The sequence below is a fragment of the Thermomonas sp. genome (assembly GCF_046293095.1).
Taxonomy (GTDB): Bacteria; Pseudomonadota; Gammaproteobacteria; order Xanthomonadales; family Xanthomonadaceae; genus Thermomonas.
The window spans coordinates 146123-158990 of the sequence record NZ_JBKBPN010000003.1 but is presented as its reverse complement, the minus strand read 5'-3'; the positions used below and the strand labels follow the sequence as shown (position 1 = coordinate 158990).

Annotated in this window: 19 protein-coding genes; 7 read left to right on the top strand and 12 right to left on the bottom strand. The window is 70.8% G+C overall.

What is annotated here, in order from left to right:
- Window positions 1-58: 58 nt before the first annotated feature.
- The gene (locus tag ACK4SG_RS06870) at window positions 59-1267 is read right to left on the bottom strand and encodes a serine hydrolase domain-containing protein (RefSeq protein WP_409600988.1); all 1209 of its coding nucleotides are present in this window, start codon (window positions 1265-1267) and stop codon (window positions 59-61) included.
- Between the two features lie 146 nt (window positions 1268-1413).
- On the opposite strand from ACK4SG_RS06870, the gene ACK4SG_RS06865 reads away from it, so the two are divergent.
- On the top strand, window positions 1414-1608 hold the full coding sequence (locus tag ACK4SG_RS06865) for a hypothetical protein (protein WP_409600987.1): 195 nt from the start codon (window positions 1414-1416) through the stop codon (window positions 1606-1608).
- A gap of 57 nt (window positions 1609-1665) precedes the next feature.
- On the top strand, window positions 1666-2007 hold the full coding sequence (locus tag ACK4SG_RS06860) for a PDZ domain-containing protein (protein WP_409600986.1): 342 nt from the start codon (window positions 1666-1668) through the stop codon (window positions 2005-2007).
- On the opposite strand, the gene ACK4SG_RS06855 is transcribed toward ACK4SG_RS06860, so the two are convergent.
- From ACK4SG_RS06855 to ACK4SG_RS06840, 4 genes are all read right to left on the bottom strand, one after another.
- A complete protein-coding gene (locus ACK4SG_RS06855) occupies window positions 1958-2638 on the bottom strand; it encodes an ACP phosphodiesterase (RefSeq protein WP_409600985.1) in 681 nt (226 codons plus the stop codon). The genes ACK4SG_RS06860 and ACK4SG_RS06855 overlap by 50 nt on opposite strands.
- 136 nt (window positions 2639-2774) lie before the next feature.
- On the bottom strand, window positions 2775-3161 hold the full coding sequence (locus ACK4SG_RS06850; protein WP_409600984.1) for a hypothetical protein: 387 nt from the start codon (window positions 3159-3161) through the stop codon (window positions 2775-2777).
- A gap of 98 nt (window positions 3162-3259) precedes the next feature.
- Complete coding sequence (locus ACK4SG_RS06845) at window positions 3260-4048, bottom strand: LytR/AlgR family response regulator transcription factor (protein WP_409600983.1); 789 nt, start codon at window positions 4046-4048, stop codon at window positions 3260-3262.
- Window positions 4041-5288 (bottom strand): sensor histidine kinase, encoded by a 1248-nt coding sequence (locus ACK4SG_RS06840; RefSeq protein WP_409600982.1) that lies wholly within the window; start codon window positions 5286-5288, stop codon window positions 4041-4043. The genes ACK4SG_RS06845 and ACK4SG_RS06840 overlap by 8 nt, the downstream gene beginning before the upstream one ends.
- Window positions 5289-5470: 182 nt before the next feature.
- On the opposite strand from ACK4SG_RS06840, the gene ACK4SG_RS06835 reads away from it, so the two are divergent.
- Window positions 5471-6244 carry a class I SAM-dependent methyltransferase gene (locus ACK4SG_RS06835; protein WP_409600981.1) on the top strand — a complete coding sequence of 258 codons (774 nt, stop codon included), beginning with the start codon at window positions 5471-5473 and terminating at the stop codon, window positions 6242-6244.
- A 3-nt stretch (window positions 6245-6247) separates the two neighbouring features.
- Here ACK4SG_RS06835 and ACK4SG_RS06830 read toward each other — a convergent pair whose 3' ends face one another.
- From ACK4SG_RS06830 to ACK4SG_RS06815, 4 genes are all read right to left on the bottom strand, one after another.
- Entirely contained in the window at window positions 6248-7114 is an 867-nt protein-coding gene (locus ACK4SG_RS06830) for a DNA ligase (RefSeq protein WP_409600980.1), read from the bottom strand.
- Window positions 7115-7328: 214 nt separating this feature from the next.
- Window positions 7329-7892 carry a DUF3016 domain-containing protein gene (locus tag ACK4SG_RS06825; RefSeq protein WP_409600979.1) on the bottom strand — a complete coding sequence of 188 codons (564 nt, stop codon included), beginning with the start codon at window positions 7890-7892 and terminating at the stop codon, window positions 7329-7331.
- A gap of 73 nt (window positions 7893-7965) precedes the next feature.
- Window positions 7966-8232, bottom strand: coding sequence for a DUF3297 family protein (locus ACK4SG_RS06820; protein WP_409600978.1), 267 nt, complete (start codon window positions 8230-8232; stop codon window positions 7966-7968).
- Window positions 8233-8284: 52 nt separating this feature from the next.
- Window positions 8285-8611 (bottom strand): hypothetical protein, encoded by a 327-nt coding sequence (locus ACK4SG_RS06815; protein WP_409600977.1) that lies wholly within the window; start codon window positions 8609-8611, stop codon window positions 8285-8287.
- Window positions 8612-8740: 129 nt separating this feature from the next.
- Between ACK4SG_RS06815 and ACK4SG_RS06810 the strand changes: the two genes are divergently transcribed.
- From ACK4SG_RS06810 to ACK4SG_RS06795, 4 genes are read left to right on the top strand one after another with little or no spacing between them, the layout of a single operon-like run.
- Window positions 8741-9307 carry an RNA polymerase sigma factor gene (locus ACK4SG_RS06810; RefSeq protein WP_409600976.1) on the top strand — a complete coding sequence of 189 codons (567 nt, stop codon included), beginning with the start codon at window positions 8741-8743 and terminating at the stop codon, window positions 9305-9307.
- Window positions 9304-9723, top strand: coding sequence for a hypothetical protein (locus ACK4SG_RS06805; protein ID WP_409600975.1), 420 nt, complete (start codon window positions 9304-9306; stop codon window positions 9721-9723). Before ACK4SG_RS06810 ends, ACK4SG_RS06805 begins: the two co-directional genes overlap by 4 nt.
- 21 nt (window positions 9724-9744) lie before the next feature.
- Window positions 9745-10806 carry a methyltransferase gene (locus ACK4SG_RS06800; protein ID WP_409600974.1) on the top strand — a complete coding sequence of 354 codons (1062 nt, stop codon included), beginning with the start codon at window positions 9745-9747 and terminating at the stop codon, window positions 10804-10806.
- Complete coding sequence (locus tag ACK4SG_RS06795) at window positions 10803-11519, top strand: pseudouridine synthase (protein ID WP_409600973.1); 717 nt, start codon at window positions 10803-10805, stop codon at window positions 11517-11519. Before ACK4SG_RS06800 ends, ACK4SG_RS06795 begins: the two co-directional genes overlap by 4 nt.
- Here ACK4SG_RS06795 and ACK4SG_RS06790 read toward each other — a convergent pair.
- Genes ACK4SG_RS06790 through ACK4SG_RS06780 form a run of 3 tightly spaced genes read right to left on the bottom strand, consistent with a single transcriptional unit; the run spans window position 11504 to window position 12812 of the window.
- Window positions 11504-11743 (bottom strand): hypothetical protein, encoded by a 240-nt coding sequence (locus ACK4SG_RS06790; RefSeq protein WP_409600972.1) that lies wholly within the window; start codon window positions 11741-11743, stop codon window positions 11504-11506. The genes ACK4SG_RS06795 and ACK4SG_RS06790 overlap by 16 nt on opposite strands.
- Window positions 11744-11746: 3 nt before the next feature.
- Window positions 11747-12280, bottom strand: a complete 534-nt coding sequence (locus ACK4SG_RS06785; protein ID WP_409601346.1) for a DUF1415 domain-containing protein — start codon at window positions 12278-12280, stop codon at window positions 11747-11749.
- Window positions 12281-12329: 49 nt separating this feature from the next.
- The gene (locus ACK4SG_RS06780) at window positions 12330-12812 is read right to left on the bottom strand and encodes a YajQ family cyclic di-GMP-binding protein (RefSeq protein WP_409600971.1); all 483 of its coding nucleotides are present in this window, start codon (window positions 12810-12812) and stop codon (window positions 12330-12332) included.
- Window positions 12813-12868 lie beyond the last annotated feature (56 nt).

Genomic DNA, 12868 nt, shown 5'->3' with positions numbered 1-12868 from the left:
GGCCGGCGCGCGGCGGCCTGCGGCCGCGCTGCCGTGGCCGCGACCGGCGCCGGTGGCTTCACCAGCCGGAGGCGGCCTGTTCCTCGGTGATGGTGAAATTGGAGTGGGCACCATTGCCGTCATTGGCCACCCCGGTGGCGAAGTAGGCGACGCCGGTGCCTGCGTCCCGGTCGATCCACAGCCCCGACAGCAGGCCGTAGGCATTGCCGCTGTGGCCGATGCGCGGGCGGCCGTCACCGAACAGATCGTCCCGGCAGGTGGTGCCATTGCCCTGCGCCAGATGCTGCGTGGCCAGGCCGTAGGCGCAGAAGACGCCGCCGCGGTCAGGCTCGTCCTCCTCGCCGGTCACGCCGTTGTCGCCCTTGAAGCGCCACACCGGCGTGGCCAGCAGTGCCACCGAGGCGGGGCGGAGGATCCGCACGCCGTCCAGGGTGCCGTCGTTGAGCAGCATCCGGCCGATGCGCGCCAGGTCGCGTGCGGAGATGCGCAGCCCCCCCTGCGGCGAGAACAGGGTGCCGTTGGTGCCGGGTTGCCAGCGGGCCAGATCGCAACTGCCGTCGCGGGCGGCGATCACCAGGCAGGCGGGGCGCTGGCCGTGCAAGTTGTCCTTCTGCGGCTGGCCGTCGGCGTCGTACAGCACCACCGCGCGGGCCAACGCGGCGTTGCTGCTGCCGGACCAGTTGAAACCGGCATCCAGCCTGAGCGGAAACAGCACCAGCCGCCGCATCAGGCGGTCAAAGCGCTCGCCGGTGGCGCGCTCCATCAGCTGCGCCACCAGCGGGAAATTGAGGTTGGTGTAGCGGAAGAAGGTGCCGGGCGCGTGGGCGGCGTCCCAGGCTTGGGGCTGGGCGGTGATGCTGCGGATGTCCTCGCCCAGCGGCACGTTCCAGTAGCCGGCGGCATCCGTCAGGCTGGAGGTGTGCGACAGCAGCATGCGCAGGGTGATCGGTACGTCCGGGAAGGCGGGGTTGCGCAGCGGGGTACCCAGCAGGGTGGACACGTCGGCGTCGAGATCCAGCTGGCCGGCTTCCACCAGCCGCAGCACGCCGATGGTGGTGACCAGCTTGCTGATGGACGCGATGCGCGCGGGATCATCCGCGGTCAGGGCCCGGCCCGCGGCCACATCGGCCAGCCCCTCGGCCTGGACGGCGGTTTCGCCGCCCCGGTCGAAGGCCACCCGCACGCGGGCAGTCGGCGTGCCGGCGTGCGCCCAGGCGGTGGCCAGCAGCAGGCCGCAGGCGGTCAGGAGGGAGATCGGACGGGGCATTCGGCATCTCCGTAAGAGCCAGAGGCGGGTTCGGCGGGCAGCGTAACTGAACCCACGCTGGCTGCATTCCGCGGTATGACTTCCTACCCATGTGCTTCGGGATAATGGTGTACTACATTACCAGCACACCAGTTCAGGAGCCTGTCATGTCCACCCACTCGATCCCCCGCCCCGTCCATGTCGCCGAGCGTCGCCACCTGCCGCGCAGCCCCGCAGCCACCACCTTCGAGCCGCGTCCACGCGGTGAGCGCGAATTCGGCGTCGGCTACGGCCGCAGCAGCGGCTACGTCCGCACCCGCAGCTATGTGACCTCGCAGCCCGCCCTGTTCCGCTGCCGCTGAGGCGGTAAACCCCGTATTGTCCTGCCCACATTCTCCAGACAAGCCCCATTCCGCCCGATGAAGATTCCCCGCCTTGCCGCCAGCGTCGTGAGCCTCCTCCTCCTGCCGCTCGCGGGGCATGCGGGGAACTGCAAGCTGGACATCCATCCGGTGACCAGCGGGTTTTTCCTGAATCCGACCCTGGACAAGCTCACCGTACGCTCGATGAAATCGACCAAGGCGGGATTCGACTGCAAGTTGCAGCAGGGTGACGAGATCCTGCAGATCAACGCGCAGCCGGTTCCGGGGCACAAGGCCAAGGACGTCCAGGCGTATTGGCGGGCCCTGAAGCCGGACCAGCCTGTGACGTTCAAGGTGCTCCGCCAGGGCCGGCCGATGACGCTGGTGCTGGCCGACTGAGAACGCGACCGGCATCCCACGGGCCAACGGCGTCGGGCTGTCCGAAGTGCCCGTCCCGCAGCCGCGCCGCGGCAACCACCAGGTCCGGCCAGAATGCGTCGAACGCCTGCTGCGCCGCAGCCTCGTCGCGGCGCAGGACATCCAGGCAGGCCACCAGCCGATCGCCATTGCGCGAAAGCCGGGTCGAGATGCCGCGTACCGCAGCGTCCACGCTCTCGCGCCGGGCATACGATCCCAGCCAGTCATGCGCGGCCATGCGCGGGGCCAGCGCCGCCAGACGCGGCGGCAGCCGCCCGCGCCGCTCGTCCAGGAGGCGGTAGATCCGGCCGGTGAAGGCGTCCAGCGGGGCGTCGTTCCAGCGCCACCACTCGCGCGCCAGGCAGTGATCGAAATACACGTCCAGCACGATGCCGGCATAGCGGCGCAACCCGCCAAAGCGCATGCGCATGGCCACCACTGCGGGGTGGTTATCGGTATAGCGGTCGATCCGCCGGTGCCGGAGGATCTCTGCGCGCACGGCCGGCGGCCAATCCGCCAGCGCGCTCTGGCCAAACACGAAATCGCCCAGCAGGGCACCCAGGATCGCGTCGTCCGAGTGCCGCGCCAGCCAGGCGTGGGCGAGATAGTTCATGCGCCCATGGTAGGGCGGCGCAGGCATGGCGGCATGAGGCGTCCGGGCAACGCCACGAGGCGCGCACGGCCCCCGTTCGATGCCAGGCCGTGCTTGCGCTGGCGTGGTGGGCCATGCACCGCGCCACGTCCTTGGATCATGGCGCCTTGCTGTCGTCGGTGGCCGGTGCGCAATCCGCGCGCAAGGCGCGTGCGTCGGTGCCGACGCAGACACGGAACGCATCGAGCCCCGCGATCTGGCGCGTCTGCCCGCGCGCCACGCTGAAGCGTTGCAGCGGCGCCAGCGTGCAATCCGCCTTGCCGGCGCAGGCGTCCGGGTACAGCGTGTAGTGGCAGCTGCCGCTGTCGCTGGCCTTGCATTCGAAACGCGCCACGCCGTCCTTCACCCGCGCCTTGCTGTACAGCACATCGTGCCCGTTGCTGTCGACGCGGTTGCTGTAGGTGGTGCCGCCGGGGCCGCAGGACGAGAGAATCAGCAGCAGCGGGGAAAGCAGCAGTCGGGCAAACATGACGAGCTCGGCCATGGGAATGTCTCGCGGATTGCGCGTCGCGCGGGAGGCGCGCCGCTGTGGTGGATACGGATGTGGATACGGGCGCGGCGCCTCCGCCGGAACGGACGCGGCTACATATGCTTGAACAGCGCCATGAACGGCTGGCTCACGGTCAGCGTTTCCGGGCGATGCTTCAGGCGCACGGTGCCGCGCCCGCTGTCGTCGCGGACGATCCCGGCGATGGCCTTCAGGTTGACGATGGTGGAGCGGTGGATCTGCTTGAACGTGTTGCCGTCGAGCCTTGGCAGCAGTTCGCGCAGGGAGCTGCGCAGCAGCGCCTCGCCCTCGGCGGTGACCACGGTGGTGTACTTCTGGTCGGCGCGGAAATACAGCACGTCGTCCACCAGCACCAACCGGGTTTCGCGGCCGGCGCTGGCGGTCAGCCAGGTCAGCGGCTCCACCGCGCCGGCAGCCTTGGGCAGCGCGCCCAGCCTGTCCAGCAGCGCCGCCAGCGCCGCCGTGTCCGGCTGCGCCTCGCGCGCCTGCAGGCGTTCCAGGGTGGCGGCGAGGCGCTCGGGCTTGACCGGCTTGAGCAGGTAATCGACGGCGCCGTGTTCGAAGGCGTCGATGGCGTACTGGTCGTACGCAGTGACGAACACGATGTGGGTGCGCGGGCTGGCTTCGGTGGCGATGCGCGCCACCTCCAGGCCGGTCAGGCCGGGCATGCGGATGTCGAGGAAGGCAACGTCGGGCTGGTGTTCGGCCAATGCCTCCACTGCGCTGGCGCCATCCTCGCATTCGGCCAGCACCTGCAAGGCCGGCCACGCGCGCTTGAGGTCGGCCACCAGCGCCTGTCGCAGCAGGGCTTCGTCCTCGGCCACGACGCAGGTCCAGGTCTTGGCGGGCGCGGTTTCAGTCATGGCGGGCTCCGTTCGACGGGACCGTGATGGTGGCGGCGACGCCGCTGGGGAAGTTGGCGATGACCGACAGGCTGGCCTCGCCGGCATAGCGCAGGCGCAAGCGCTCGCGCACGTTCTTCAGGCCGATGCCGGTGCCGCTGGTCTGGGTGTTGAAGCCCTCGCCGTCATCGGCCACCGTCACCGCGATCTTGCCGTCGTCGTCGCGGCGGGCGCGGATCCACACGGTGCCGCCGCCGGTGCGCGGCTCCAGGCCGTGCTTGATCGCGTTCTCCACCAGCGTCTGCAGCATCATCGCCGGCAGCGGGGTGGTGCGCAGCGCCTGCGGCACGTCCACCTGCACTCCAAGGCGGTCGCCCATGCGGATCTTCAGGATCTCCAGGTAGGCCAGCGCGCGTTCCAGCTCCATGCCCAGCGTGGACATGTCGTCCTCGGCATTGGGCAGCGAGCGGCGCAGGTACTGGATCAGGTGGCCCAGCATCGCCTCGGCCCGGGCCGGGTCGCTGCGGGTGAGCAGCTGGGCGCTGGCCAGCGTGTTGTAGAGGAAGTGCGGCTCGACCTGCGCGTGCAGCAGGTGCAGCTTGGCTTCGGTGAGCTCTTTCTCGGTCGCGGTCTGCGCGGCGCTGGCCTGCTCGCTGCGGCGGCGCTCGCCGATGCGGCGGGTGATGGCGCGGGCCACGGCCTCGGCGTTCTCGAAGTTGGTGCCGTCATCGACCAGGAACCAGTCGCTCCAGGCGGGGCTTTCGGGTTCGCAGATCAGGGTGACGCGGCCGCTGTCACCGGCCGGGGTGACCGTGGCCTGCAGCTGGTTGTGGTCGGGCGCGAACCACAGCAGCGGGTTCCAGCGCCGCAGCGGCGGCTCGCCATACAGGTGCGGGCGGGCGATCTTGGCGCGCACCTGCAGGCTGTCGCGCGCGGCCTGCACGCCCTCGGCGCCGGGCAGCCCGCGCACCGCGGCCTCGACCACGTCGAAGGCCTCGCCGGCTTCCAACGGGATCTCGATGACCCGCTTCTGGCGGTTGTCCAGGGTTTCGTTGTCCACCCGGCCGGCCACCAGGCGTACCCGGTGCAGGTGCGAAAACGCGCCGGCGACCACCAGGCCCATGGTGAACAGGGTGAACAGCACGGCCGGGAACTCCAGCTGACCGATCAGCGGCAGGCTGGAGTAGACGCCGACCACCAGCATCACTGCGAGGCCCCAGGCAACGGTGATGCGCAGCAGGAAGAACAGACGCTTGAACATGGCAATGGGCCAACTCCGGGATGGCCGCGAGCATAGCGGGGCGGGCCAGGGGCGGAAGGGGTGGGGCGACGAAGGCGGTGTGACGCGCGACGAAACCGGCAGCCAACGGCATGACCTCCGGCCCGTGCTTCGCCAGTGGCGGGGAGGAAGATGGGGCAACCAACGCCACATCGGAGCCCGCCATGCGCCGCGTCCTGTTCGTCCCCTGCCTCGCCTCGACGCTTGCCCTTGTCCTGTTGTCCGGCTGCGCCGGCGTCAGCGTCAGTCCGTCCCCTGCCATCGCCCGGGTGCTGGCCAACCCGGCCCGCAGCGCTGCCGACCGCGAGCGCGATGCCCGTGACAAGCCCGCCGAGGTGTTGGCGTTGGCGAAGTTCAAGCGTGGCGACACCGTGGCCGATCTGCTGGCGGGGGGCGGCTACTACAGCGAGATCCTCGCCGGCATCGTCGGCCCGAGCGGCAAGGTCTTGCTGGTCAACAATCCCGGCTACGAGGCATTCGGCAGGAAGGCGCTTGCCGAACGCCTTGCCGGCAATCGCCTGCCCAACGTCACCCACGTGGTCGGCCCCACCGACGCGCTGGGCATGGGCGAGAACGTGCTGGACGGCGCAGTGATCGTGATGTCCTACCACGACCTGTACTGGGTGGACGAGAAGGAAGGCTGGCCGAAGGTCGATGCCGGCCGGTTCCTTGACCAGGTGGTGCGTGCGCTCAAGCCGGGCGGCGTGCTGCTGGTGGTCGACCACAGCGCCAAGGCCGGCACCGGCAGCGCCGAAGCGCAGACGCTGCACCGCATCGACGAGCAGTTCACCATCGCCGACTTCCGCCAGCATGGCCTGCAGTGGGAAGCGGCGATCCCGGTGCTGCGCAATCCCGACGATGACCGCAGCAGGAACGTGTTCGATCCGGCGATCCGCGGCAGGACCGACCGCTTCGTGCACCTGTACCGCAAGCCCTGAGCGTCAGCGCGGCGCGACGGGCAGGTCGTTGCGCACGCGCAGGTAGCGGGCGAACCGCGGTGTGCCCTTGGCGGTCAGGCCGTTGTAGCGGTAGGTCACGACCGTTCCCGGCCGCGGCGGGGAACGGCGATCGGCGTCGGACAGGCCGCTGCCCAGCGCGAAGCGGCGGCCGTGGGCGTCTTCGACCAGCAGGGCGCCTACCAGCCCCGCGTACTTGCCCTGGCCCGGGCGATAGCCGACCACGCGCGCTTCGGCATCCGCCGCCGGTTTGTACTTCAGCAGGTCGTCGCTGCGCCCGCCGCGGTAGTGGGCGGAGGCACGATGCAGCATCAGGCCTTCGCCGCCCGCCGCCACCACGGCGCGCAGGCGGGCGTCGAGCGCGGTGCGGTTCGCCATGCGGGTTTGTGCAATGGCCCGCAGTGACGGCGCATCCGACTGCGCAACCAGTGCCTGCAACCGGTTCGCGCGCTGCGAAAACACCGCCGCGTCGGCGGGCAGATCGAAGGCCATGAAGCGCACGGCCTTCCAGGCGTCGTCGTCGGTGCGAACGGCCCGCACCAGATCGCTGACCTGCTGGAACTGGCCGCGGCCCAGCCACAGCTCACCGTCCAGCGGCACCGCCGGCCAGCCCGCGGTGAACCAGGCCGGTGCATCGATGGGATCGCCGTTGCGGGTCAGCAGCCGGCGGCCGTCCCAGCGGGCGCGCACGCCGTCCAGCTTCTCGCTGACCAGGTAGCCGGCCACGTCGACCTGCCCGTGCAGGGCGGTGGCCAGCATCGGCGCCGGCGCCGGCATGGCGGCCCAGCTGGGCGAGGGCGACAGGCAGGCGGCCGGCAGCAGCAGGGCGAGCAGGGCGGTGCGCAGATCCATGGCAGGCTCCGAGGGAACGGAGCGCCAGCCTCGCGCTTCGGACAAGCGGCGCCCATCGGCGGACGCCGCAGGCCTACGTGGGAATTCCCCGGACCGTCCAGCGGCGCTGCTGCTGGAGGCGCCGGGGAGATGCGTTGCGCGCCTTATCCGCCACCCTGACGCGACGAAGCCGCCCGGAGGCGGCTTCGTGCGGTGCGTTCCGAGTAGGGGAAGGTCAGCGCTCGGCGACGGGGGCGCGGAATTCGCGCCGGACCCAACTGTCGATCATCCGCTTCTCGTAGCGCAGCGGGTCGGTGTCGTTGAGCATGCCGCCGCTGACCAGGAAGCCCGGGTCGGTGAGCTTGCGCTCGCCCTCGGCCACGACCTGCCCGTTGGCGTCCAGTTCGCGGAACTTCACCGTCATGCGCGGCGGGTAGATGTCACGGATGATGCGGACGTCCTGCCGCTCGATGCCATGCCACGGTTCGTACTGGCCGGCCCGCTTGATGTCAACGATGGTCAGCTCCAGCCGGTGGCCGGGCGCGAGCTGTTTCTCCGCTTGCGTGCGCAGGTACATGGCCAGCTTCGGCAGCCAGTCGCCTTGCGCGGCGGCATAGCGGTTGCCGGTGCTGGTCAGTTCGCTGAACCGGGACGGGTCGCCCCAGGCGACCTGTACCGGTCCGCTGTCGGGCAGGGCGCGCGGTGCGTCGGTGGCCAGCAGGCTGCTGCCGGACGCCGCGCAGCCGGCCAAGGCGAGGGCCAGTGTCACTGCGGCTGCGGCGCGGGTGACGGATTTCATGGGCGTACTCCGTGGCTCGGGACAGGCCCAGTGTGCAACCGCCCGGCTCCGGATGGGCGCCGCAGGCCGCGGGTCAGTCAGCCGCCGTTTCGGTGTCGCCGGCGGTATCCAGGAACCACGCTTCCACGGTGCCCTTGACCTTCATCGTCATCGGCATGCCGCGGCGGTCCAGCGAGCGGCCGGCCTGCACGCGCACCCAGCCTTCGCTGATGCAGTATTCCTCGACGTTGTTGCGCTCGGTCCCGTTGAAGCGGATGCCGATGCCGCGCTCCAGCAGCTCGGGCTGGTAGAACGGGCTGCGCGGGTCGTTGGAGAGGCGGTCGGGCGGGGTGTCGGACATGGGCAGGCTGCCGGCGTGGAAAGGGGCCGACAGCATACCCGCCAACGGCCGTTCAGCCGAGCTTGCGCGCCGCGGCGAACGAGGCCAGGTTGCCCAGCCCCACCGCGCCCACCAGCACCGCGATCACGCCCGGGGTGATGTCCTGCCAGCCGGCCGCCTCGACGATGCCGAAGCCCAGCGCCAGCATGACCAGAGTGATCCCCCAGCGCAGGGACGAAAGCCGGCGGTTGGTTTCGTCGGCCCGCAGGATGCTGGCGACCAGCTCGGGCGAGCCGTTGCCGGAGACCAGTTGCTTGCGCACGCGGGCGTCGACCACCGCCTTGATGGAGTAGGCGATGCAGACGAACAGGGTGACGGGGATGAGCAGTTCGAAGTTCATGGGGATGCCTCGTGGGTCGGGCCGGGATGGCCGTTCGGGCAAAGGGATACGGGCGCGGCGCGGCCGGTTGCAGGGGCGGAGGAAGAAATCCGTTGCAACCGGTGCCGCCCCCGGCGTATCCCATGCAGCATGGACACCGATCGCGCCCTTGTCGACGCCGTGCTCGCGGACCGCCCCGGCGCGTTCGAGCGGCTCGTGCGCGACTACCAGGGCCTGTGCTGGCACGTGATCCAGCGCATGGTGCGCCATCCCGAGGACACCCGCGAGCTGTGCCAGGAAGCGTTCCTGCGGGTGCACCGCTACCTGCACCAGTACCGCTTCGACAGCCCGCTGAAGTCGTGGATCGGCCAGGTCGCCTATTCGGTGGCCAAGCGCCACCTCGAGCGCAAGCGCATCCCGCTGGCCGAGCCCGCGGGCGACGAGGACGGCCTGTCGCTGCTCGACAACCTGGGCGACGACGTGGACCTCCAGCAGTCGCACCTCGAGGCCGAGGACGCGCGCCACCTGCATGCGGCGATCGAACGGCTGCCGCCGCTGCAGCGCACGGTCCTCACCCTGTACCACCTGGAGGAGCTGCCGATCAGTGAGATCGCCACCATCACGGGCCTGGCCGAAGGCACCATCAAGAGCCACCTGTTCCGCAGCCGGAATAAACTGCGCGAGCTGCTCGCGCCACGCATTGGAGTTGCCGCATGAAGCCCCGCGATCCCACCGACGTCGACGATGCCCGCTGGCACGCGCAGGAACGGGCGCGCCGCGGTGACCCGGAGGCCGACCCGCAGGACCTGCGCGTCGCCCGCGCGCTGCGGCAGGCGCCACCGATGGCGTTGCCGCCGGACTTCGCCGCCCAGGTCGCGGCCAGGGCCCGCGCGGACGCCGTCGCGGGCCTCGATCTGGAGGCCTGGCTGCTGCGTGCGCTGGGCGTGGTGTTCGCGCTGTCCGCCGCGGTGGTGGTGGCGTGGTTCGGCCGCGGCTGGGCCGCAGGCCTGGCGCAGGTCCTGCCGGGCGGGCGCGAGGCGCTGGGCTGGTGCGGGACGGCGGCGCTGTGCCTGCTGGCGAACGGTGGCCTGGGCCTGCTGCGTCGACGCGTGGGGCGGTCCGCGGCGGCTTGACCCACCCGCTACACTGCGCGGATGCCTGCCGCGCACCGTGATCCTGCCCTCGACGCCCTGCTGTATCCCTTCGACGCCGGTTTGCTGCGCTGGCCGGAGCGCTGCCTGTTCCTGCGGGCGCGCGAGGGTGCGGCGCTGCACGCCCGCGGCTGGCGCGGCGTGGCGGGCACCCAGCCGTTCAAGCCCGAGGCCGACCGCCTGCAGCGGCTCGGCCTCGAATTGTTGGACGAGGATGTGTTGCCGGCGGCGGGGTTCCCGCTGGTCCTGGTGCTGCCGCCGCGCCAGCGCGAAGAGGCCCGGGCGTTGCTGGCCAAGGCCTGCGCCGCGGTCGCGCCCGGCGGCACCGTGGTGGTCGCGGTGGCCAACGACGAGGGCGCCAAATCCCGCGAGGCCGACCTGAAACAATTGGCGGGTGCGGTCAGCACCGCCAGCAAATACCACTGCCGGGTGTTCTGGACGACCACAGCCACCACGGCCGATGCCGCACTGCAGGCGCAGTGGGCCCGGGCCGACGCGCCGCGCACGCAGGCGTGCGCCGGGGTGCCCGGCGGCAGCTTCCGCACCCGCCCCGGCGTGTTCGCCTGGGACCGGGTGGATGCCGCTTCGGCGATGCTGGCGGCGGCGCTGCCCGCGGAGCTGTCGGGCCGCGTTGCCGATTTCGGCGCCGGTTGGGGCTATCTATCGCTGGAGGTGCTGGCGCGCTGCCCCAAGGTGGCGTCGCTGGACCTGTTCGAGGCGGATGCGCGCGCCCTGGCACTGGCCGAGGCCAACCTTGCCGGGCCCGCGCAGGCCCGCGGGGTGCCGGTGCAGGTGCATTGGCACGACGTGGCGGCCGGGGTCGAAGGGCGTTTTGACGCCATCGTCTGCAATCCGCCGTTCCATGCGCTGGGCCGCGGCGAGCGTCCCGACCTCGGTCGCGCCTTCATCGCGGCGGCGGCACGGGCGCTGCGCCCGGGCGGCCAGCTGTGGCTGGTCGCCAATCGCCACCTGCCCTACGAGGAGGCGCTGGCCACCGGTTTCGGCCAGGTCGATGCGGTCGCCCAGCAGGGCGGCTTCAAGATCGTGCGCGCGGTGAAGGCATGAAGCTGGTCAAGCACCTGGCGAACCTGGGCTACGGCAGCCGCAAGGAGGTCCAGTGGCTGTTCCGCGAGGGCCGCATCACCAACGCCGCGGGCGAGGTCCTGTACGCGGACGATCCGCTGGACCACGACGACGTGCGGGTGGACGGGCAGCCGCTGGATCCCGCGCCGGGCCTGCTGCTGATGCTGCACAAGCCCACCGGCTACACCTGTTCGACCAAGGATGCCGGCCGCCTCGTCTACGACCTGCTGCCGCCGCGTTTCCGCCTGCGCCAGCCGGTGCTGTCCACCGTCGGCCGGCTGGACCGCGATACCTCCGGCCTGCTGCTGTTCACAGACGACGGCCAGCTGCTGCACCGGATCATCTCGCCGAAGGCGAAACTGCCCAAGGTCTATGTGGCCACGCTGGCCGAGGACCTGCGCGGCGGCGAGGCGGCGCTGTTCGCCAGCGGCACGCTGCTGCTGGAGGGCGAGAAGGCGCCGCTGCTGCCGGCGGAACTTGAGGTGCTGGGCGCGCGCAGCGCGCGGCTGACCCTACACGAGGGCCGTTACCACCAGGTGCGGCGGATGTTCGCCGCTGCCGGCAACCGCGTGGTCGCGCTGCACCGCGAGCGCATCGGCGGATTGGGGCTGGACGGACTGCCACCCGGCGAGTGGCGGCCGCTGGGCGACGACGACCGGGCGCGACTCTTCGCGGGCGATCAGGCTGCCGGATAGGCCCGCGATCGCCGCAGCCGTCTTCGGCCACCCAGCGGACGTGGCGCGTCCAAGAGCCGGTCCAGACTGGCCAGGACGGCGTCCATGGGCCGCTGCACGGCGGTCTTGCCCGGCTCCCGGGCGATGGCGTCGAGGGCCAGCAGCGGCAGGCCGTTCGTGCCTGTCACGCGCCCGGCCAGCGTGCTCTGGCCGGGGCCGAAGTTGCCGGTGGCCGGCAGGCGCACGGGTCAGTCCGCGGGGTCGGCCAGCAGCGTGCGGAATCCCTCGGCACCCAGTTCCCGCATCGTCGCGATGTTGCGCGCGATGATGCCGTCCGGGTCGGGATAGGCGGCCACCGCGCGGTCGATGCTGTCCTCGCGCAGCAGGTGCAGGATCGGCCACGGCGCGCGGTTGGTCAGGTTGCCGGCGTCGTCCGGCGCGGTGTCGGCGAAACGGTAGTCGGGATGGAAGCTGGCGACCTGCAGCACGCCGTCCAGGTCCATCGCCTCCACCAGACCGTCGGCGTCGTCGAGGAAATCGTTGTAGTCCAGGAAATCGCCCAGCACCTGCGGATGCACCAGCAGGGTGGTATCGACGGTCTCGGCCGGCGTGTCGCGCAGCAATGCGAGTTCCTCGCCCAGTTGCTCCAGCAGGGCGCGTTCGGTGCTGGCGTCGCTGATGACGATCCGGACCTGCTGCTTCACGTAGACGGCCTTGGCGAACGGGCACAGGTTCAGCCCGATCACCGCGCGCTCCAGCCAGCGACGGACGTCGGCCTCGATGGCGTCGGCATCGAAGCCAACTGCGCCGGCGTGGTTGTCGGTCACGTGGTCAGTCACGGAAGTTGTCGAACTGCAGCGGCAGCCCGAAATCCTGTTCACGCAGCAGGGCGATCGCCGCCTGCAGGTCGTCGCGCTTCTTGCCGGTCACGCGCAGCTTGTCGCCGTTGATCTGGGTATCGACCTTCAGCTTGGCATCCTTGATCGCCGCCTGCAGCTTCTTGGCCAGCTCGCGCTCGATGCCCTGCTTCACCGTGACCTTCTGGCGCGCGCCGGCGAGGTTGGTTTCGATGTCGCCGAACTCCAGGCAGCGGACGTCGATCTTCCGCGCGATCAGCCTTGCACGCAGGATGTCGGTCATCTGCTGCAGCTGGAACTCGCTGGGCGCCGACTGGGTGATGACGTTTTCTTCGCGGGTGAACCTGGCCTCCACGCCCTTGAAGTCGAAGCGGGTGGCCAGCTCGCGCCCGGCCTGGTCCACCGCGTTGGTGAGTTCGTGGGTGTCCACTTCGGAGACGATGTCGAAGGAGGGCATGGCGATCAGCAAGGTGACGGGGGACGCAGGTTACCGCATGCTGGGTGCATGCCGAC

Bases quoted from the DNA above. Each gene is read 5' to 3' on its own strand.
- ACK4SG_RS06865 (WP_409600987.1), top strand. From the start codon at position 1,414: ATGTCCACCCACTCGATCCCCCGCCCCGTCCATGTCGCCGAGCGTCGC.
- ACK4SG_RS06795 (WP_409600973.1), top strand. From the start codon at position 10,803: ATGAAGCTGGTCAAGCACCTGGCGAACCTGGGCTACGGCAGCCGCAAG.
- ACK4SG_RS06855 (WP_409600985.1), bottom strand. From the start codon at position 2,638: ATGAACTATCTCGCCCACGCCTGGCTGGCGCGGCACTCGGACGACGCG.
- ACK4SG_RS06780 (WP_409600971.1), bottom strand. From the start codon at position 12,812: ATGCCCTCCTTCGACATCGTCTCCGAAGTGGACACCCACGAACTCACC.
- ACK4SG_RS06860 (WP_409600986.1), top strand. From the start codon at position 1,666: ATGAAGATTCCCCGCCTTGCCGCCAGCGTCGTGAGCCTCCTCCTCCTG.
- ACK4SG_RS06820 (WP_409600978.1), bottom strand. From the start codon at position 8,232: ATGTCCGACACCCCGCCCGACCGCCTCTCCAACGACCCGCGCAGCCCG.
- ACK4SG_RS06800 (WP_409600974.1), top strand. From the start codon at position 9,745: ATGCCTGCCGCGCACCGTGATCCTGCCCTCGACGCCCTGCTGTATCCC.
- ACK4SG_RS06845 (WP_409600983.1), bottom strand. From the start codon at position 4,048: ATGACTGAAACCGCGCCCGCCAAGACCTGGACCTGCGTCGTGGCCGAG.
- ACK4SG_RS06810 (WP_409600976.1), top strand. From the start codon at position 8,741: ATGGACACCGATCGCGCCCTTGTCGACGCCGTGCTCGCGGACCGCCCC.
- ACK4SG_RS06850 (WP_409600984.1), bottom strand. From the start codon at position 3,161: ATGGCCGAGCTCGTCATGTTTGCCCGACTGCTGCTTTCCCCGCTGCTG.
- ACK4SG_RS06830 (WP_409600980.1), bottom strand. From the start codon at position 7,114: ATGGATCTGCGCACCGCCCTGCTCGCCCTGCTGCTGCCGGCCGCCTGC.
- ACK4SG_RS06825 (WP_409600979.1), bottom strand. From the start codon at position 7,892: ATGAAATCCGTCACCCGCGCCGCAGCCGCAGTGACACTGGCCCTCGCC.
- ACK4SG_RS06835 (WP_409600981.1), top strand. From the start codon at position 5,471: ATGCGCCGCGTCCTGTTCGTCCCCTGCCTCGCCTCGACGCTTGCCCTT.
- ACK4SG_RS06840 (WP_409600982.1), bottom strand. From the start codon at position 5,288: ATGTTCAAGCGTCTGTTCTTCCTGCTGCGCATCACCGTTGCCTGGGGC.
- ACK4SG_RS06815 (WP_409600977.1), bottom strand. From the start codon at position 8,611: ATGAACTTCGAACTGCTCATCCCCGTCACCCTGTTCGTCTGCATCGCC.
- ACK4SG_RS06805 (WP_409600975.1), top strand. From the start codon at position 9,304: ATGAAGCCCCGCGATCCCACCGACGTCGACGATGCCCGCTGGCACGCG.
- ACK4SG_RS06870 (WP_409600988.1), bottom strand. From the start codon at position 1,267: ATGCCCCGTCCGATCTCCCTCCTGACCGCCTGCGGCCTGCTGCTGGCC.